We start from the raw sequence: 20,602 nt of genomic DNA on the forward strand, positions 1-20,602 counted from the left end.
TGAAAGGTAAGACAGTCTCACTAAGGAGATTCATCATGACCACCGTTGTGTCAAACACTTCCAAAGCACTCAAGTCCCCCTACGAGGACACCCTCAAGCGTCTACTCTCCGATGCGCGCGCAGAAGCCGTCGAATCCAGCGTCTCCGAACTCGAGCGCCTGGCAATCTCCCACGACGCATCCCACTACCTGCTCGTGCCCGCCGGCCTGGTCCGCCCCGACTCCGCCGAAGACGTCGCCAACATCTTCCGCGCAGCCGGCGACCTCGGTCTGCCGCTGACCTTCCGCTCCGGCGGCACCTCCCTCTCCGGCCAGTCCAGCGGCGACGGCCTCATGGTCGACACCCGCCGCCACTTCAAGAAAATTGAGGTCCTTGAAGACGGCAAGAAGGTGCGCGTGCAGCCCGGCGCGACCATCATGATGGTCAACAACTACCTGGCACCCTACGGCTACAAGCTCGGCCCCGACCCGGCATCTTGGTCCGCCTGCACCATCGGTGGCGTGGTCGCGAACAACTCCTCCGGCATGTCTTCGGGCACCAAGTACAACACGTACAACACCCTCGACTCCATGGTGTTAGTGCTGCCCAGCGGCACCATCATCGACACCGCCGAGCCGGACGCCGACCAGAAGCTGCGCTCCCTCGAACCTGAACTCCACGAGGGCCTGCTGCGCCTGCGCAAGCGCGTGCTTGAGAACCCCGAATCCATGGCGAAGATTCGCCAGCAGTACTCCATGAAGAACACCATGGGTTACGGCCTGAACTCCCTGGTCGACTTTGAAACCCCCGTGGACATTCTGCAGCACCTGCTGATTGGTTCGGAAGGCACCCTCGGTTTTGTTGCTTCGGCTACCTACCGCACCCTGCCGATTCTGAAGAACATTTCCACCGGCCTGCTCGTGTTCGACAACCTGATTGATGCTGCACGCTCCGTACCCGAGCTGGTTGCCAACAAGCTGGCCACCGTCGAGCTGATGGACGCCACCAGCATCCGCGTGGCTCAGCGTACCGGCCAGGCTGCGGAGGCGCTCGCCGCCATTGACGTGAAGGACCACGCCGCCCTGCTGGTTGAGTTCCAGGGCAACTCCGAGCAGGAGCTGAACGACCTGGCTGCCGCTGCGGCACCCATGTTTAAGAGCCTGCCCGTGGCGTCGCCGGTGTCGATGACCAGCAAGCTGTCTGAGCGTAACGCACTGTGGGCTGCCCGCCGTGGCCTGTACACCACCGTGGCGGGTAACCGCCGTTCCGGCACCAACGCACTGCTCGAAGACGTGGTTGTGCCCGTCGAGGTTCTGGGTAACACCTGTAGCGACCTGACCAAGCTGTTCGATTCGCACGGCTACAAGGATTCCGTGATCTTCGGCCACGCGAAGGACGGTAACATCCACTTCATGCTGAACGAGCAGTTCCGCGACCCGAAGCAGCTGGACCGCTACCGCGAGTTCACCGAAGAAATGGTTCAGCTGATTCTTGCCGCTGACGGCTCGCTGAAGGCTGAGCACGGTACCGGCCGCATCATGGCGCCGTTCGTGAGCCGCCAGTTCGGTGAGGAACTCTTCGACGTGATGCGCCAGATTAAGCGCCTGATTGACCCGAAGGGCTTCATGAACCCGGGCGTTCTGCTGGTTGAGCCGGACACCGACTACGTGACCGACCTGAAGGTCGCTGAAACCGTTGAGGAAGAAGTCGACCGTTGCGTGGAGTGCGGCTACTGCGAGCCTGTCTGCCCCTCCCGTAACCTGACTTTGACCCCCCGTAAGCGTATTGTGCTGCGCCGTGAGATTGCTGCCGCTGAGGCGAACGGCGATCACGAGCTCGCTGAGCGCCTGCGTAAGGAGTACGAGTACTACGGCATTGAGACCTGTGCTGTGGACGGCATGTGCCAGACCCGTTGCCCCGTGAACATCAACACCGGTGACCTGATTCGCCGCCTGCGTTCTGAGAACCAGGACAAGCTGGCCGCTACCGGCTGGAAGATTGCCGCACAGCAGTGGGGCATCATGGATAAGGTTGCCGGTAAGTCCCTGACTGTGGCGAAGAAGCTGCCGTTCCCCGTGGTGCACGGTACCACCAACATTGCCCGTAAGGTCATGGGCGACGATATGGTTCCTTCCTACAAGAAGGACCTGCCGGTCGGTGGCCCGGCACGTAAGCCGCACAAGGACGCAACCGCTGAGATTGTGTTCTTCCCCGCCTGCGTGAACTCCATGTTCGGCGGCGTGGACGGCGACGGTAAGCACGACCCGGTCAACGCAACCCAGGCGTTCATCCGCCTGTGCGAGCGTACCGGCGTGAAGTACCGCATCCCGGACAATATTGGTGAGATGTGCTGCTCCACCCCGTGGAAGTCGAAGGGCTTCACTGACGGCTACTCGATCATGAGCGACCGCGTGCTGAAGTCCCTGTGGGAGGCTACTGACGGTGGCCGCCTGCCGGTCGTATGTGACGCTTCGTCCTGTACTGAGGGCCTTGAGGTGATGCGTGAGAAGGTTATTAAGGCGCTTGAGCACAAGATCGTGAACGGCCTGAAGCCGGGTGAGCCGGACTACTCGCGTCTGCGCATGTACGATGCGGTGCAGTTCGCCGCGGACAACATGCTGGACAAGCTGACCGTGTCCGCTCCCCTGCCGTCGGTCGCTCTGCACCCGACCTGCTCCATGACGCACCTGGGTACTCAGCCTGCGTTTGAGAAGATTGCGAACGCGATGAGTGCCGACGTGTACGTACCGAAGCACTGGGGTTGCTGTGGTTACGCGGGTGACCGCGGTATGCTGCACCCGGAGCTGACTGCGAGCGCTACGGAGGCGGAAGCTGCGGAGCTGAGCGAGCAGAAGCAGTTCGCCGCATACATTTCGGCAAATCGCACCTGTGAGCAGGGCATGACGGAGGCGACCGGCCACAGCTACCAGAACGTGCTGCAGCTACTGGAACGCACCACCCGCTAAAAGCGGTTGAGCGCATAGCAACGGCGTAAACAAAGGGACCCGGCGGGCTATCTTATGTGATAGTCCGCCGGGTCCTTACATTTTTCTTTATACTGAGCGCTCTTCCCCACAATTTGGATATAGCAGTAAAAATAGAAAAAATAAAGTTGGACACAATATCTATCTTAATAAATGACAAATTGACAAGAAGTCTCTCTAAATCACTAAACCCGGTGAATGTCTTATTTAAAGACATCCACCGGGTATATTTACACAAAACTAAATTACATTATTTTTTACCATATAGGTTTTTGAAATAATATCACTTATCAATCGCGACAGTTCATCCGAAGAATTATGAGAGAAAATTACAAGAGCATGCTCATGCTTATTCGCTCCAATCTTCTGCTCAGAGAGGTCACATGTAAAACCTTCCACCCCTCTTTTCAGGAAATCATCGTAGAAATTCGGGTTATCTTCAAGCTGCTTATTTTGCAAACCTAGGTCAATCCTGAAATCTTTACTTCGCAATCTATATTTAATCTCTCCAACCTTTGTGGAGGAAGAGTTGGCTTTAGAATTATCTGAAACATATATAGTAAATTTATATTCGTTTTTCTCCCTCGCGGAATTTGTCCAACCGAAATGAATATTCTCTTGTTTTACTGCATAATCAAATATCCGGTCAAACAACCCAGAAACAGACTCCCCCCATTTTTGCTTCAGGAGATTAGAAAGCTCATTCATTTCATATGTCTCAGGACCAGGAGATACGCTTTCATTTATACCAACTGCCTCCATGGAATAATTAAGGAATATATCTTCTTTTTCCTGATTCCAGCTTTTTTTCAATGAATCAACATGACTCTTTAAACGCCTTGTAAAATCCTCCCTCTTATTTAGAGTTCGAACAGGCATATCGGAGTACTCGGGGTTTTTTTGAATAAATTCAAGAACAACATTATTTGCAATCAAAAGATTATCAACCGAAGCATTTCTCTTAATTTTCTTAATCTCATCATCTAGCTTAAAACTCCTTCGATTACACTCATTCCTTGTATAGTACTTACCAAAAATTATATTGTGTGTCATTAGAGTATGCCACCTCAAGTTCTTATTAAACCTCTTTTCAGACTCATACTGACGGTAAGCATACGCTGCGGAGAAGAAATTAATCGGGTGATTTTCTTCATTAAAAACACGCTCAAGATTTTCTGCGGTCTTAAGCACCTTAACATATCTTGAACTTTTATGCGGCAAGTATAAATATGTCGCTGAATATATAGATAGCATTTTTTCATGCTTTATGACACGTGACTTAATTACACTCTTATCATACGCATATTCATTACTCCGTCGCTCATAATACATATCTTGTTTATCATTATCGCCCCGAATCTCATTAAAGAAATCCTGAACTTCCCTAGCAACAGAAGTCAAAGCATACAGCTGCTCTGAATTTATGCTTGTCTGATTATTAGTTGACTCCACAATTCTTGAAGTCAGCTCACTATTACTAACCTCAATGATTTTAAGAGGGACAGAAACTTCCTTTAGCTTACTTATCAAAGCATCCTTTGATTCACATTCGTCTCGGAGGTACTGATAGTACCTGTACAACATGTTACTAGTCTGACATCCATTAATAATTTGGGGATCATGAACCGCGAATTCTGTGTTTGTATTGTCTGGAATCACTTTCTCTGCAATCATGGTGATACCATTATTGAGGATAAAGAATTTTTGCGCGTCTCCATTTTTGAGGGTATCAAGAATTTTTGAATTAACCTCATTCTTCTCCCCCTGAAAACTTCTAACATTTTCTTCAAAAATTGTTTCATTTAACTTACTATTCCTGTCCTCGACATTAATTTTTTTCTCGCTAGTGAATATAATATTTAAAAATTCATCAAGGCTAGTGTAGGTCATATAGGACTTTGCAATCCCTTCGACTGCTGGCAATGGAAGTGCATCATTAACGCTAAACCTTGCTTTCTGCTGGAATTGAGAATACTTTTTATACATTTCTATCACACCAATTGCACCACAAGGAATAAACCTAAACTCTCCACAGGTATACCCATAATCCCCAATAACATCATTACGGGTTCTTAAAATTTCTGATTCAAATTTTTTAATTTCACCTGAATCAATATTGCTTTTAGCCTGACTCATATAGTACATATAAACATTAATCTTTTCAATGTTTTCTATTTTGTTATCTAGGCACTTTTTAGCCTGAAATCTATCTTGGAGATCCTCATTTCTACTGTAAAGTTCATCGCCCAACATAAATTGCCTGAAACCACTAATCATTTTATGTATACCACTGACCTCAAAACTCTCTGAAGTTTTTGCCTGCGTAAATATAAAATCAACACTGTTAATACTTCTTTCATTATCAAATATACCATCGAGGACTTCTTGTACCTGTTCAGAATTATCTACAATATATTCATTATTAATAACGATAATTACAGAATCTAATCCCATATCATCGCCTCCACCTATGGTCAATGATACTGGGTCATCAACCTTCCTCAATACAAGAGGGGAGAAACTATGTAACGCCAAGAAAGCCGTAAATATTTCAAACTTTTTTGTATACAGAGCGGTATTTTCATACTCTGACAATCTTTCATCTAATTCAAAATCGTCAGAGAATTGATTCATGAATCGTCTAAGGGTGGCATTACTGCTTTGAGTTTTGTGATTTTGGACATTCATTAGCCCAACCTCCTTGCACGGTTAAAATTTATTCAAATTAAAAATTACGCGGATTTCACCATGTTAATCCAATATAATTTTCATTTGAATACGACAACATATTTCATCATTAGTAGACAGAAAATTTCCTTATGTATTTCCCCCTCGAATTTGTAATCAGACGCGTCTCACGGAACATGCACACACATTGTGATTGAGCTCCCCTCAGACGTCCTTATCCGAATCGTACAGTTACCGGCACCTCCGAACGGCAACGAACGTAAGTACCATCATTCACATTAGCACGAAGACACCTACCCGGACTAGGAATAACTCCACCGCAACACAACTTTCTGCGCCCAACCGCACTCCCCCATTCGACCGTCCCAAAGTGCACAAAGAAACCACCCCTCCGTAGCTTGTCGTCGCAAGGGGGGGGGTTTCTATATATAGGCTCGGTGCCAGTTCGCCAGCATAGCTGGTCACAGTCAACCGCAGTCAGCCCGCACCGGCCACACCTACCAGAACGTGCTGTAGCTACTGGAACGCACCACCCGCTAATTAGGTTGAGCGCATAGCGGCGATATAAAGAAGGGACCCGGCGGGCTATCTTATGTGATAGTCCACCGGGTCAGATTTTGTCTGTTACAGCACCTATTTTCGACTATTAGATAGTCCAATAATCAATACTGCTATCGAGATGCCGTAGAGAATTCCAAGCACCATGTCGCTGACATTTGACACTACATTCAAGATAATTGCCAGAATCAAGAACAGCATCCCAACAGGAACATACTTATTCGACTTCATACGCTCGTGCTCCCTCAATAATCAACAGTGAGACATCATTTTCAGGACCATCCAGCTACCCATTTTCTGAATGACTATGGACGTTCACCTTACTACTACGCTAGCACTCTGGAGCTAAAAACTAGCCCGCGACACAACTTTCTGCACCCAACCGCACTCCCCCACTCTCGCTTCCTCAAAGCAAACAAAAAACCACCCCCTCCGCAGCTTGTCACCGCAAAGGGGGTGGTTTCTATATGGCTAGGTTAGAAGCCTAAACCCTTACTACTCAGCAGCTTCAGTGCTGGGCTTGGGGTCTTCGTTCACGCGGTTGCGGATATGCTCCACAATACGTGCCACAGCCTCATCCACGGGCACACCGTTCTCCTGCTTGTTGCCGCGGAAACGGAACGAAACAGCGCCGTGCTCCGCATCCTCACCGCCAGCAATCAGAATGAACGGAACCTTCTCAGTAGACGCGGTACGAATCTTCTTCGTGAAGCGATCCGAACCGTAGTCGACCTCAACACGCACACCGTGCGCACGCAGCTTATCCGCGATCTCAGTCATGTAGTCGTTGAACGCCTCAGCCACCGGCACACCAATGACCTGGACCGGCGACAGCCACGCCGGGAACGCACCCGCATAGTGCTCGGTCAGCACACCCAAGAAGCGCTCAATCGAACCGAACTTCGCCGAGTGAATCATGACCGGCTCCTGCACGGTACCGTCCGCAGCCTGGTACTCCAGACCGAAACGGCTCGGCTGGTTAAAGTCGTACTGCACGGTCGACATCTGCCAGGTACGGCCAATCGCGTCCTTCGCCTGAACCGAAATCTTCGGGCCGTAGAACGCAGCTCCACCGGGATCCGGGACGAGCTCCAGGCCGGTCTCCTTCGCAACCTGCTCCAGAACCGCGGTAGCCGCCTCCCACTGCTCATCAGTACCGATGAACTTATCCTTCTTATCACCCTCAGTGTCGCGGGTGGACAGCTCAAGGTAGAAGTCAGTCATGCCGAAGTCCTCAAGCAGGCTCAGCATGAACTTCAGCAGGTGACGTACCTCGTCCGGTGCCTGCTCCTTCGTCACATACGAGTGGGAGTCATCCTGGCTGATCATGCGCACACGGGTCAGGCCCTGCAGCACGCCGGACTTCTCGTCACGGTACACGGTACCGAACTCGAAGAAACGCAGCGGCAGCTCACGGTACGAACGGCCACGAGAACGGTAAATCTCGTTGTGCATCGGGCAGTTCATAGCCTTCAGGCGGTAATGACCGTTATCCAGCTCCATGGGCGGGAACATGCCGTCCGCATAGTACGGAAGGTGACCGGAAGTGTAGAACAGATCTTCCTTCGAAATGTGCGGGGTGCTGACGTACTGGAAGCCTTCCTGAATGTGGCGGGTACGCACGTAGTCTTCCATCTCGCGCTTAATCACGCCACCCTTAGGGTGAATCACCGGCAGGCCGGGGCCAATGTTCTTCGGGAAGGAGAACAGGTCCAGCTCACGGCCCAGACGGCGGTGGTCACGGCGCTCCGCCTCAGCGATGCGCTCCTTGTACGCCACCAGCTCGTCCTTAGTCGGCCAAGCGGTACCGTAAATACGCTGCAGCATGGGGTTCTTCTCAGAACCGCGCCAGTACGCGCCACCGGCACGCATCAGGGCGTAACCGTTAGCAATCAGCTTGGTGTTCGGCAGGTGCGGGCCGCGGCAGAGGTCCTTCCAGACGGTCTCGCCGGTCTTCGCGTTCACGTTGTCGTAAATGGTGATTTCACCCTCGCCGACCTCCACGGATGCACCCTCGGCAGCATCCGCACCAGAACCGGGGCCCTGGCTCAGGGAGAGCAGCTCCAGCTTGTACGGCTCGTTCGCCATCTCAGCGACAGCCTCGTCGTGGGTGACCACGCGGCGGCGGAACAGCTGACCGGACTTGATGATCTTAATCATCGACTTCTCGATCTTCTTCAGATCTTCCGGGGTGAACGGCTCAGCCACATCAAAGTCAAAGTAGAAGCCGTCAGTAATGTACGGGCCGATGCCCAGCTTGGCGTCCTTGCGGTACTCCTGCACCGCCTGCGCCATCACGTGCGCAGCGGAGTGGCGCAGAACGTTCAGGCCGTCCGGCTCGTGAATGAAAACCGGCTCAACAGAATCGCCAGCAGACAGCTCGTGGGAGAGATCAACGAGCACGCCGTTCACGCGTGCCACAACAATCTTCGGGTCGTCAGCGAACAGCTCAGCGGCAGTCTTCGCGGTAACCTCGCGCTCCTCACCAGAAACGCTAATAACAATTGCTGAAGAATCAGCGGCAGACATAAGTCTCCTTAACTCAGGCGCGCGCGTGCCACTGGGGGCGCCGCGGGTGCGCATACTATTCCGCACTGTACTGGTGCACGGACACACACCATCTTACAACGGCTCCCAGGCAACGCTCAGCTTGAGGGCGGACTAGTCCGCATGATGCTCACGCGTATGCTCATACACGTCAACCACAATGTGGCTAATGTGGTCGTCCTTCAGACGGTAAATGGTGGTGCGGCCCTGCTGCTCACGGTCAATCACGTGCGCCTCACGCAGGATGCGTAGGTGATGCGATGCGAGCGGCTGCGAAATGCCCAGGCAGGTGTGCAGTTCGCTCACGCTGTGCGGGCGGTGCATCAGGTGGTGCGCAATCGCCAGGCGCAGCGGGTTAGCGAGCGCCGAGAAAATTGCGACGGATCCACCGAACTGCTCCTCCCAGTCTTTGGGGCCACTGCCTTCGAGGAGGGGCGCGTTGGCGGGCGCCTCGTGGGCGTGCTCCGCGGTGTGCTCGGCTACGTGCTTCGCTACCTGCTCGGCGGCGTAGTGAGCGTGGATGGTTTCGGTCTGGTCTGTGTGCTGGCTCTGAGTCATAGTATTTTCACCTTATGTACAGGAAAGGGGGCACGTCAAGGAAGTTACGCCTGCGCGGCGTGCTTTCTTGAGCGTGCCCCTCTCCCCTATGTGCACTAATACTGCAGGTGCGTCCGGCTAGCGGTTAGCGACTGCCACCTGCAGGTAACCCTCAGCGGACTTTACGCCCTTGTCGGTCACTGCGCGGTAGCGGACCAGCGGCGCGAAGCCCTGCTTATTCTTAGCAGATACCGCGATGCCCTGGGTGCCGTCGGGCAGGGTCACCACACGGTAAGTGCCGTATTCGTCGCTGTATGCGCTGACGGCCTGGCCGCGCTGGTTGAGCAGCTCCAGCTTCTTCACGGTTTCGCCGCGGCTGTATGCGCCGAAGGATGCTTCGTCGTTGTTCAGGACTGCCACGTTCTGGGTGGTGCCCGAGTACAGGGAGACGGAGTCCTCACGTGCGATGGGGCTGTTCTTGTCGACCACGTGTACCTTCAGCGGGATCGAGTACAGCTGTGCGGCTGAGCCCTTCTTCGCCTTCACATCGGACATGCGTGCGGGTGCCTTGCCGGTGCGGTTCACGGTGATGTTCGTGCCGTTGTCGCGGCGCAGGTCCCAGGTGGTGCCGGTGACGTCGTGGGTGTTCAGGTCGATCGAGTAGGTGCCGGTCTTGCCGTTGGAGGCAAAACGGATGCCGGTCTCTGCACTGGAGAACTGGCCGCCAGCAGTGTTGACCTTCTCCTTGTTGACCCAGCGGCTGGGGCGGAAGTTCGGGGTCTGCTCGATTTCCTGGAAGTTGTAGTCGCGGGCGTAACGGTAGTTCGGGGAAACCTTGTGCGACTGGTGAACGCTCTGCGCGACTGCGGTCTCGCCGGCGTAGACGGTGGCGTGGTGCTCGGCGGGCTGGTAGAACACGCCGGAGCCGGTGCCGGTCTTGCCGTAGGAATCCGAGGGGTACTTGAACTTCACGGCGGAGGCGGTGTTGCCGCTGAATGCTGCCGCCTGGGTGTCTGCGTCGCTGATGCGGTCAGCGTTGGGGGTGCGCACGGCGGAGCGGCGCACGGTCACGGGGCGTGCAATCTTGTGCGCGTCAGCGTTCGAGTTTGCTGCCTGGTTGTTGCTCTGCGGCAGAACCTGGGTGCCCTCGCGGCGTGCGGTGTTCTCAGCGGACTCGGTGTAGTTCACGGGCATCCACTGCACCTGCTGCCAGGGGAACTGGTTGCCGGTGAAGCCACTGGGCACAAAATTCGCGAACATTGCCGCCAGCTGCGGGTCTTCCTTGTACACGTTCTTACCCTGGCGGGCGTAGGGTGCGTAGGAGCTTGCCGCCTCCAGGTTGAATGCGTTGGTGAAGAGGTTGTGGTCCGTGAGGATGAAGCCGTATTCCTTCATGGCGGTCAGGATCATGCGGGTGAGCTGGTCGTCGGCGTGGCCGGTGTTTGCCAGGTGCTCTTCCACGTCAAAGCTTGCGGGCAGGAAGCCGCGCTGGCCAGCGCGGGGCGCGTTCGGGTACTTGCTCATGTCCAGCTTGCCGTCGGTGCCCTTCGCGGGGAAGGAGGAAGTCAGCGCCGCATAGTCAGCCGCGGTGATGGACACCATGTGGTTGATCTTGCCTGCCTTGAGCTCGTCCACACCAATCTGGGTGAGCTCGTTCGCCATACCCACCACGGAGGAGGTGCCGTTCTTGAGGGTCAGCCAGTAGTTGTCTTCGCCCACGCCGCCGAAGTTCGGCTTAGCGAGCATGTAACCGCCGGAAGACACGTGGTAGGTTGCCGGGTAGTCAACCGCAACGGGAATATCCACGGTGCCGCGGGTGCCTGCGGGAATCTTGTAGGTGATAACGCCGGTGTTCGCGTCGATGGACGCGCCGGGTACGTTCTTTGCCAGGCGGAACTTCGCGCCGCGAGCAATCGGGTAGGAGGTGCGGGCATTGCCGGACTTCGCGTCGATGCTCACGGGTGCGTTGATGGTGACGGTCTGACCTGCGTTGCCGCGGCCGACGTTGTCGTACTGAATCTTTGCGCTCTTGGGGGTGGATACGTTGCCGCCACCCACCTGCACGCGGGCGGTGCTGGTGTAGGTCTGTGCGTCTACATCCTTGACGAACTTGAAGTAGGAGCGCCAGATGCCGGTCGCTTCGTCGTAGAGGGCGACGGACTGGTCGCCGGAGAGGCCGTGGTCCTCGGCAAGCCACTTCGGGATCGGGACGCCGCCGGTGAGGATGCGCTTGTTCTCTGCATTGGCGTTGACGCGGTTGTCGCGGGAGACGACCTCGACGTACTCCTGGTGCGGGTTCGCGGAGTTCACGGCGAGGGTCGGGATATTCTCGTGGCCGCCGACGGTCTGGGCGCGGTCCTTCTTCACAGTGCCCGCGTTGATGGCGGTGGTGATGGGGTGGTTACCCGCATCGGCACTGTATTCGAGGAAGGTGCGGCTGATTTCGCTGCTGTTGGGCGCGACGGCTTCGGTACCGGTGAGCTTCTGGGCTGCGAAGGAGTCGCTGGCGAGCTTGCCGCTCAGGGGCGAGGTGTTCTCGGTGGTGGTCAGCTGCGCCTTGGTGAGGGAGGAGTTGACCGGTGCGAGGGTCGCGATGCTCTGTGCCTTCTGGTCGGGGTTCCAGTAGCAGGTCGGACCGGGCGCCACGTTGGTGAGGTTCGCCAGGGTTGGCACGGTGCGGTAGCCTGCGTCGACGCAGGTGGTACCGGCTACGTTGCGGATGGGGGCGGTTGCACCGAAGGTCGCGGGGAGGTTCGCGCCGGTGATGACGGTTGCCAGTGCTGCGGAGGCAGCGATGGTGGCACGGCGGCGGTTTGCAGGGCGCTGTGCCGGGTTTTTGGATGCAGTTGTGGTCATGTTTTTCTTCCGTTCGTGTCGGCTTGTTTGAGTGAGTGCGTTTGTATGAACAAACACGGACGTGAGTGAAATATGCATCTGAGGGTGTGCCCGGGTGGGTCCTGATCTTCTGGCAGGAATTCTCAGGAAACTCTCAGATAATCCCCATACCCTACATAGTCTTTTGGGTGAACGCAAAACGAGTTTGTGATTCAGGGCACTGATTTTTTGCTAAAGGTTCAGGTTTAGAGTCACATCTCCTTGCACCTTCATGCATTTATTGGTGTTTGAAGACGCAGAATTTGCACCGCAGTGTTTAGGGTTTACTCCTAGTCAAGCGAGGGTGACGTGAAGAAAACGAAAAATGCGTACAGGGAACTAAACCTTAAACCTTGAATTTCCCTGAAAGACGCGCCAAAATATCCTGTTGAATTTCTCACACGTGACCACAATCTGAGATTCTGCACTGAGGGTAGATATGGTCTCAATCACTGAAACAGGGGTTTTTGTGAGCCCCATCAACCATTTTCGAGTCGCAATCACCACCGGGAGCACCCCCTTGTTTCACCCCTATAGACCCACAAAACCCACCCAAAACCCTAAAATTTAGGTCAAAGTTTAAAGTTTGCGTGTGTTTAATAGTGTGTAACCATGCATGCACCGCACTCCCCCACGCAGGACGCCCTTCACTGTACATTCCAAGAATTCCAAGCCGCCCACCGGGAGCTTTAGAAAGCATAGAAACACCCCGCATGCGCCTCAAAAACACATACGGGGTGCATAGATATTCATTTGTGGGTGCCTTCTAGTGCACCCAACAGCAGGTGCCGCGCCCGCCTCCGTGGGTTCAGGTGGGTTCAATAGCGGTTACTCACAGAGCTACCGGATAACTACAGCGCGCCCGCCTCCGAGCAGACATTCACCAGCTCACCAATGCCCTCAATACGGGTGCGCACCGTCTGACCCGGCTTCAACCACTGACGCGGATGCAGCGACAAACCAACCCCCGCCGGGGTACCCGTCGCCACCAGGTCGCCCGGCTCCAGGGTCATAAACCGCGAAATATAGGACAGCAGCTGCGCCGGGGTGAACACCATATCCGCCGTCGTGCCGCGCTGACGCACCACACCATCCACCTCACAGACCAGCTCCAGGCCGGCAACCGGGTCAACCTCATCGGGGCTCACAATCACCGGACCGAACGGAGTCATCGCATCCCAGTTCTTACCCTGGAACCACTCCGAGGAACGACCCTGCCAGTCACGCACCGACACATCATTCATGACCGTGTACCCCATCAGAGCCTCAAGTGCCTGCTCCTCCGTGGCGTTACGCAGGCGAGCGCCCACGACCAGGCACAGCTCAACCTCCCAGTCGACCTTCGTGCTACCGGTGCCGTCGGCGGCGGGCATGCGAATCTGCTCGCCGGGGCCAATCAGCGCGTTCGGGAACTTCGCGAACAGCGCCGGATGCTCAGGCACCTCAAGGTTCATTTCCGCGGCGTGGTCGCGGTAGTTCAGGCCGGCGCACACAATCTTGCCGGGCTTATCCAGCGGGCGAATAAAGGGTAGGGAGTTCCACAGCTCCTCGCCGTGGCCCATGACGGTCGCGCCGTTCTCCTTCAGGATCGCCACGGCGTTCTTCGGGTCGCCAAAGTTCAGGCGGAACCGGCTGTAGAAATTCAGTAGCGGGCTGAGCTTCGCCGGAAGCTCGTACACGGTCTCTTCGAAGAAGCAGACCGCGCGGCTGCCCTTCGAGTCTTTAATCTGTGCCCAACGCATGGATGCTCCTTCGCTTCAGGTGGGGATATATCGAATAAGTTACGGATAAAAGTCAGAAATAAAACAACCTAGTGAAAACCGTTTTGGGCGTACACCTCAACGATGGCGTCTTCCAGGTCTTCCATGAGCAGGGCGGGGTTCGCGTCCTGCGCCGCGCCAACCGTGGCGGGGTCCAGCTCCATGCCGAGGGCACGGTACACATCCGCGGTGACCGCCCGCAGCGGCGCAGAATCAGAGACCACGATGCCGGTGCTGAACCACCAGCCGCCGGTCACCACACGCTGGGCGGTGCCGACCAGTTTAATGCGGCCGCCACCTGCGGAGGCGGGAAGTTGCGCGTGCACCGAATACTCGCCGGGGCAGTACTCCCCCGGGATCTCGCCCATGCGCGCATCCACGCCAACCTCGCGGAGCGCCTGCGCGTACATGGAACCGAACAGTTCGTAGCGTAGGGTGTTGCCGCTGCGGGCGTCGGAGGCGGGCTGAAAATGGTCCACGACCAGGCACCCCTGATGGTAGGCGGCGGCGTGCCCGCCGACCTTGCGCACCAGCACCTCGAAACCGTGCTCGGTACACGCCGCGGAGGCCTCCGCGAAGCCGGGGTTCAGTTCGTCACGGCGGCCGAACGCGACCGTCGGGTTCGGCTGATACATGCGCAAGGTGGCTTCACGCTTGCCGGTTGCCACCTCGCGGAGCATCTGCACCGTCTGGTCGTGGTGAATGAGGATATCGCCGGAATCAGGGCCGGTCTCTCGAATAATTTGCACGTTCCTATTTTACGGTTACGCTCGCCACAGCTCCCACGTCTCCCCACAATGCGAAAACGCCCACCCGGGTAGCTAAAACCTAGTAATCCCCCACCCCCTCCGCTAGGGTAGAAGAAAACCCCACAACACCTTGGAGGATGCCGTGCATCAGGACCAGCACATCACCGCCCAAACCACCGCGCTACCCCGCGTCAGCACTGAACAGCGCACCAACCCGGCGCTGACCGAGCCGCAGCCGCTCGGCGCATTCCCTGACGGTTTCCTCTTCGGAGGCGCCACCGCCGCCAACCAGTTTGAGGGCGCCTGGAACGAAGACGGCAAGGGCCCCAGCCTGCAGGATGTACTACCCGCCGGCGGCCTGCACCCGCGCACCGCCGAACCCACCGAGGACAACCTCAAGCTGGAGGGCATCGACTTCTACCACCGCTACCGCGAAGACATCGCCCTGCTCGCGGAGATGGGTTTTAAGGTCTTCCGCTTCTCCATCGCTTGGTCGCGTATCTTCCCCCGCGGCGACGAAGAAACCCCCAACGAGGCGGGCCTCGCCTTCTACGACCGCGTGCTCGACGAGCTCGAAAAGCACGGCATGGAGCCGCTCATCACCCTCAGCCACTACGAAACCCCGCTGCACCTGGTCGAGCAGTACAACGGCTGGACCAGCCCCGAGCTCATCGGCTTCTACGAACGCTACGCCCGCACCGTGTTCGCCCGCTACGGCAAGCGCGTAAAGTACTGGCTGACCTTCAACGAAATCAACTCGATGCTGCACCTGCCGTTCATGTCCGGCGGCATTAACACCCCGGCGGAGCAGCTCAGCGACGCAGACCTGTACCAGGCGATGCACCACGAGCTGGTCGCCTCCGCGCGCGCCACCGCTGCGGCACGCGAACTGGCACCGGGCGCGCAGATTGGTTGCATGATTCTTGCCATGCCCACCTACCCGCTCACCCCCGACCCCGCCGACGTGCTCGCCGCCATGCAGACGGAACAGGCGAACTTCGCGTTCGGTGACGTGCACGTGCGCGGCGCATACCCCGGCTACTTCCTGCGTGCCCTGCGTGAGAAGGGCGTGGAGCTGAACATCACCGAACAGGACCGCGAGGACCTGAAGAACACCGTGGATTTCGTGTCGTTCAGCTACTACATGTCCACCTGCGCGACCGGCGACCCGGCACGAGGCGAGCGCGGCGAGGGCAACATCCTCGGCGGCGTGGCGAACCCGACCCTATCTGCCAGCGAATGGGGCTGGCAGATTGACCCGACCGGCCTGCGCGTGGTCCTCAACCAGTATTGGGACCGCTGGCAGAAGCCGCTATTCATCGTGGAGAACGGCCTGGGCGCCCGCGACGAACTGGTCGAAGTGAACGGTGAGCTCACCGTGGAGGATGACTACCGCATCGACTACCTGCGCCAGCACCTGCACGCGGTACGCGAGGCGATTGAGGACGGCGTGAACGTGCTCGGCTACACCACCTGGGGTTGCATCGACATGATTAGCGCCTCCACCGCGCAGATGTCCAAGCGCTACGGGTTCATCTACGTGGACCGCAACGACGACGGCACCGGCACCCTGGCGCGCTACCGCAAGAAGTCCTTCCACTGGTACCGCGAGGTGATTGCCAGCAACGGCGCGGAGCTGTAACTGGTAAGGCTCTAGAAGTTGTTCCTTATACGGCGAGTCTAGACGCTAAACCTCGCGAAAATCCCTGCACGCTGAACCCCGCGCGGCTAACACGCGAAACTCAGTAAATAAAAGGCCCCCGAGATGCAGAATCTCGGGGCCTTGTGCATATAGCGTCTAGTCTATGGGTAGGTCGTTCAGGCTGGTGGACACGTACTCCCACCAGGTCGGCACCAGCCCGGCGTTCATCGCGACCCTCTGCGAGAGGATGTGCGAGGGGCTCGTACCGTAGAACGGCAGGTACCCTTCCGCCAGGGTCAGACGTGCGGCATCACGCACCAGCACGCTGGCGATGCCGGCGCCGCGCCAGGCGGGCAGCACATCGATACCGATTTGGCGCATTACCGGCGAATCGTCGCTCACACCCACGAGGGCGATAGGGTCTGCGAGCGCAGGGTCGCTCTCCCCCGCCGCGGGTACATCAGCTGCATCCTCTTCCACCGGGTATGCGGCGAGCACCAGCACATCCGGGCGGGTCACGCTAAAGCCTAACGCGTTCGAGTAGCGTTTATCCCCGCGGAAGCGCTCAATCTGCTCAGCGTCCAGCAGCTCCACACGCAGGTGGGTTACGCACGCCTGCGTGTCCTGCGGGTCAACCTCAAGCGCACCCGCGGAGGCATTCGCCTCCCTACGGATGGTGCGCTCGCCGGTGATTTCGGCAAGCAGCGCCGCCTTCAGCTCGGCGGGGTCGACGCGGCGCATCATACCCACACCGGGCACGGCGCACTTCACTTCCTGCGCCTGCACGCCCTCGGGTACGACCGAGTTCAGCAGGGCGCGGCCGGGCGTGTAGTAGACGCTCGTGCCGCTGACCTGCAGCGTGTAGGGGGTGACCAGTTCGTTGAGCTGGCGCAGCGGCGCGTAATCGCCCAGCCAATTCGACTGGTCGCCGAGCATGTAGTCAATGGCCCTGTCCAGCACGCGCGGATGCTTGGCGCAGAGAATGCCGACGCTCGCGTAGTTGGCGACGCGCAACTCCCAAATGTCGTCGTTGCGGCGGCGTGCGGCACCCATCTTCTCGGAGGGCGGCTGCACGGTGGCGAGTAGCGGCAGGCTCTCGGCTTCCGGGTAGTCGCGTAGCTCTTCCAGGGCGCGGCTAATCGAGCCGGGTGCCTGGCAGAAGTCTGCCTCCAGCTGGGTGTGCAGGATATGCCGCGCACGGTCCGCAGTGGTCACAGCACCACGATTCACGGCTCCCCGGTTCACAGCTCCCCGAGTGGGTTCGGTTCCTTGAGTATCAGTCACGTAGGTTTCCTCTAGGTCAAGTTCTTGACTAGTTCAGGATCTCGGCTAGTTCAGGATCTCAGCAAGGAACGCACCGGTGTGCGAGCCCTTCACCTGAGCCACCTGTTCCGGGGTGCCCTCGGCGATGACGGTGCCGCCGCCGCTACCGCCTTCGGGGCCCATGTCGATAATCCAGTCGGCGCACTTGACCACGTCCAGGTTGTGCTCGATGGTGATGACGCTATTGCCCTTGTCCACCAGCGATTGCAGCACGGCGAGCAGCTTGCGGATGTCCTCAAAGTGCAGGCCGGTGGTCGGCTCGTCCAGCACGTAGATGGAGCGGCCGTTGGAGCGCTTCTGCAGTTCGGTTGCGAGCTTCACGCGCTGCGCTTCACCGCCGGAGAGGGTGGTTGCGGGCTGGCCCAGGCGAATGTAGCCCAGGCCCACGTCCACGAGGGTGTTCAGGTGGCGCGCAATCGGGGTGAACGCAGCGAAGAACTCTGCGGCTTCTTCCACGGGCATTTCGAGTACGTCGGCGATGGTCTTGCCCTTGTAATGCACTTCGAGGGTTTCGCGGTTGTAGCGCTTGCCGTGGCAGGTTTCGCAGGGTACGTACACGTCCGGCAGGAAGTTCATTTCAATCTTCAGGGTGCCGTCGCCGGAGCAGTCCTCGCAGCGGCCGCCCTTGACGTTGAAGGAGAATCGGCCGGGGGTGTAGCCTCGCATTTTCGCTTCGCTGGTCTCTGCGAACAGCTTGCGGATGTGGTCAAACACGCCGGTGTAGGTGGCGGGGTTCGAGCGCGGGGTACGGCCGATGGGCGACTGGTCCACGTGAATGACCTTGTCCAGGTGTTCCAGGCCGTCGATGCTCTTGTGGCGGCCGGGCACCTGCTTGGCGCCGTTGAGCTTGTTCGCCAGCGAGGTGTACAGAATGTCGTTGACGAGGGTGGACTTACCCGATCCGGACACACCGGTCACCGCGGTGAACACGCCCAGCGGGAAGGACACGGTCACGTTCTTGAGGTTGTTTTCGCGGGCGCCGCGCACGGTCAGCTGGCGTTCCTTGTCCACGGGGCGGCGGGAGGTGGGCACCTCAATGCTGCGGCGGCCAGCCATGTAGTCGCCGGTAATGGACTTGGTGTTCTTCAGCAACTCCTCAAAACTGCCGGAGTGCACGATTTCGCCGCCGTGCTCGCCGGCGCCGGGTCCTACGTCCACGATCCAGTCGGCTTCGCGCATGGTGTCTTCGTCGTGCTCAACCACGATAAGCGTGTTGCCCATATCGCGCAGCTTGGTGAGGGTTTCGATGAGGCGGCGGTTATCGCGCTGGTGCAGACCGATGGAGGGCTCGTCGAGCACGTAGAGCACGCCGACCAGGCCCGAACCAATCTGGGTTGCGAGGCGGATGCGCTGCGCCTCACCGCCGGAGAGCGTACCGGCGGAGCGTGAGAGGGTCAGGTAGTCCAGGCCCACGTCCAGCAGGAACTGCAGGCGCGCGTCGATTTCCTTGAGGACCTGTTCACCAATCTTGGCTTCGCGGGCGCTGAGCTGCAGGCTACGCACGAAGGCGAGCGCGTCAGCTAGGGACAGGTCGGTGATGTCTGCGATGGACTGGCCGCCGACCTTCACGCCGAGGATGGTCGGGTTCAGGCGCGCGCCACCGCAGGAGGGGCAGGCGACCTGGCGCATGTACTGTTCGTAGCGGTCGCGGGCAAAGTCCGATTCGGTTTCTTCGTGCTTGCGCTTAATGTACGCCTTCACGCCTTCGAATCCGGAGGTGTAGCGGCGTTCGCGGCCGAATCGGTTGCGGTAGGACACCTCAACCTTGTAGTCCTTGCCCTCCAGGATGGCGGCGCGGGTCTTGGCGGGCAGGTCCTTGAAGGGGGTGTTCAGGTCAAAGCCGAGCTCCTCCCCCAGGCCTGCGAGCAGGCGCAGCCAGTATTCGGTGGTTGCTTTGCCCTGCGACCAGGGGGCGATAGCGCCCTCCCCGAGGGTCAGGTCGGGGTTGGGTACGAGCAGTTCGGTGTCTACTTCCAGGCGCGAGCCGATGCCGTCGCAGGCGCTACATGCGCCGAACGGCGAGTTGAAGGAGAAGGCGCGCGGCTCGATGGTGTCGATCTGCAGCGGGTGGTTGTTGGGGCAGGCGAGGTTTTCGCTGAAGGAGCGGGTGCGTTCGGGGTCGTCCTGCTCGCGGTCCACGAAGTCGATGAGTACGCGGCCGTCGGCGAGCTTGAGCGCGGTTTCGATGGAGTCGGTCAGGCGCTGGTGAATACCGTCCTTAATGACGATGCGGTCGACGACCACCTCAATGGTGTGCTTGTACTGCTTGGCGAGCTTGGGCGGGTCGGAGAGCTGCACGGTTTCGCCGTCCACGCGGGCACGCGAATAGCCCTGGGTCAGCAGGTCCTTAAAGAGGTCCACGAACTCGCCCTTACGTGCGCTGACGACGGGCGCGAGAATCTGCAGGCGGGTGCGTTCGGGGTACTCCTGCAGAATGTCCACAATCTGCTGCGGGGTCTGCTGGGTGATTTCTTCGCCACATTCGGGGCAGTGCGGGTGGCCGATGCGCGCCCAGAGCAGACGCATGTAGTCATAGATTTCGGTGATGGTACCGACGGTTGAGCGCGGGTTCTTGGAGGTGGACTTCTGGTCGATAGACACCGCCGGGGAGAGGCCCTCGATGAAGTCTACGTCGGGCTTATCGACCTGTCCGAGGAACATACGCGCGTATGAGGACAGCGACTCGACGTAGCGGCGCTGACCTTCCGCAAAGATGGTGTCGAAGGCGAGGGAGGACTTACCGGAGCCGGAGAGGCCGGTGAAGACGACCATCGCATCACGCGGAATGGTGAGGTCTACGTTCTTGAGGTTGTTTTCGCGGGCACCCTGCACCCGGATACTGGTCAGATCGTTCGCTTTGAGTGCGGTGCTACCGTGTGCCGAGCGGGGTGTCATCGAAAATCCTTTCGTCTTATCTTCGAACTTAAATTCTACACCCTCACGCCTTTCACCAGCGGGATT

The 20,602-nt window shown here is 57.7% G+C and carries 10 protein-coding genes; 2 read left to right on the forward strand and 8 right to left on the reverse strand.

The genetic code is table 11. From position 1 onward, the window contains the following. Positions 1–35 precede the first annotated feature (35 nt). Positions 36–2,945 carry an FAD-binding and (Fe-S)-binding domain-containing protein gene (locus HMPREF2942_RS03485; protein WP_070688400.1) on the forward strand — a complete coding sequence of 970 codons (2,910 nt, stop codon included), beginning with the start codon at positions 36–38 and terminating at the stop codon, positions 2,943–2,945. 258 nt (positions 2,946–3,203) lie between these two features. On the opposite strand, the gene HMPREF2942_RS03490 is transcribed toward HMPREF2942_RS03485, so the two are convergent. The 6 genes from HMPREF2942_RS03490 to HMPREF2942_RS03515 form a co-directional block, all read right to left on the reverse strand. Continuing rightward, positions 3,204–5,597 carry an AIPR family protein gene (locus HMPREF2942_RS03490; RefSeq protein WP_168165843.1) on the reverse strand — a complete coding sequence of 798 codons (2,394 nt, stop codon included), beginning with the start codon at positions 5,595–5,597 and terminating at the stop codon, positions 3,204–3,206. Between the two features lie 1,107 nt (positions 5,598–6,704). Next, positions 6,705–8,738, reverse strand: a complete 2,034-nt coding sequence (gene thrS / locus HMPREF2942_RS03495) for a threonine--tRNA ligase (RefSeq protein WP_070688402.1) — start codon at positions 8,736–8,738, stop codon at positions 6,705–6,707. Between the two features lie 132 nt (positions 8,739–8,870). Further along, on the reverse strand, positions 8,871–9,314 hold the full coding sequence (locus tag HMPREF2942_RS03500) for an ArsR/SmtB family transcription factor (RefSeq protein WP_070688403.1): 444 nt from the start codon (positions 9,312–9,314) through the stop codon (positions 8,871–8,873). Positions 9,315–9,431: 117 nt separating this feature from the next. Continuing rightward, positions 9,432–12,149 carry a Rib/alpha-like domain-containing protein gene (locus tag HMPREF2942_RS03505; protein WP_070688404.1) on the reverse strand — a complete coding sequence of 906 codons (2,718 nt, stop codon included), beginning with the start codon at positions 12,147–12,149 and terminating at the stop codon, positions 9,432–9,434. Positions 12,150–13,018: 869 nt separating this feature from the next. Beyond that, positions 13,019–13,909: a fumarylacetoacetate hydrolase family protein gene (locus HMPREF2942_RS03510; RefSeq protein ID WP_005505816.1), complete on the reverse strand. Its 891-nt coding sequence runs from the start codon at positions 13,907–13,909 to the stop codon at positions 13,019–13,021. 68 nt (positions 13,910–13,977) lie between these two features. Then, a complete protein-coding gene (locus HMPREF2942_RS03515) occupies positions 13,978–14,676 on the reverse strand; it encodes a lipoate--protein ligase family protein (protein WP_070688405.1) in 699 nt (232 codons plus the stop codon). Between the two features lie 142 nt (positions 14,677–14,818). On the opposite strand from HMPREF2942_RS03515, the gene HMPREF2942_RS03520 reads away from it, so the two are divergent. Beyond that, positions 14,819–16,318, forward strand: coding sequence for a glycoside hydrolase family 1 protein (locus tag HMPREF2942_RS03520; protein WP_070688540.1), 1,500 nt, complete (start codon positions 14,819–14,821; stop codon positions 16,316–16,318). Positions 16,319–16,474: 156 nt separating this feature from the next. On the opposite strand, the gene HMPREF2942_RS03525 is transcribed toward HMPREF2942_RS03520, so the two are convergent. Together HMPREF2942_RS03525 and uvrA are read right to left on the reverse strand one after the other, a co-directional pair. Next, positions 16,475–17,602 carry a GNAT family N-acetyltransferase gene (locus HMPREF2942_RS03525; RefSeq protein WP_070688406.1) on the reverse strand — a complete coding sequence of 376 codons (1,128 nt, stop codon included), beginning with the start codon at positions 17,600–17,602 and terminating at the stop codon, positions 16,475–16,477. 45 nt (positions 17,603–17,647) lie between these two features. After that, a complete protein-coding gene (gene uvrA / locus HMPREF2942_RS03530) occupies positions 17,648–20,536 on the reverse strand; it encodes an excinuclease ABC subunit UvrA (RefSeq protein ID WP_070688407.1) in 2,889 nt (962 codons plus the stop codon). Between the last annotated feature and the right edge of the window lie 66 nt (positions 20,537–20,602).

It is taken from the genome of Rothia sp. HMSC071C12, assembly GCF_001813895.1.
Lineage (GTDB): Bacteria > Actinomycetota > Actinomycetes > Actinomycetales > Micrococcaceae > Rothia > Rothia mucilaginosa.

What these genes read in the sequence shown, in the direction of transcription:
- uvrA (WP_070688407.1), bottom strand. Translation starts at nt 20,536, where the DNA reads ATGACACCCCGCTCGGCACACGGTAGCACCGCACTCAAAGCGAACGAT.
- HMPREF2942_RS03505 (WP_070688404.1), bottom strand. Translation starts at nt 12,149, where the DNA reads ATGACCACAACTGCATCCAAAAACCCGGCACAGCGCCCTGCAAACCGC.
- HMPREF2942_RS03500 (WP_070688403.1), bottom strand. Translation starts at nt 9,314, where the DNA reads ATGACTCAGAGCCAGCACACAGACCAGACCGAAACCATCCACGCTCAC.
- HMPREF2942_RS03510 (WP_005505816.1), bottom strand. Translation starts at nt 13,909, where the DNA reads ATGCGTTGGGCACAGATTAAAGACTCGAAGGGCAGCCGCGCGGTCTGC.
- HMPREF2942_RS03485 (WP_070688400.1), top strand. Translation starts at nt 36, where the DNA reads ATGACCACCGTTGTGTCAAACACTTCCAAAGCACTCAAGTCCCCCTAC.
- thrS (WP_070688402.1), bottom strand. Translation starts at nt 8,738, where the DNA reads ATGTCTGCCGCTGATTCTTCAGCAATTGTTATTAGCGTTTCTGGTGAG.
- HMPREF2942_RS03490 (WP_168165843.1), bottom strand. Translation starts at nt 5,597, where the DNA reads ATGAATCAATTCTCTGACGATTTTGAATTAGATGAAAGATTGTCAGAG.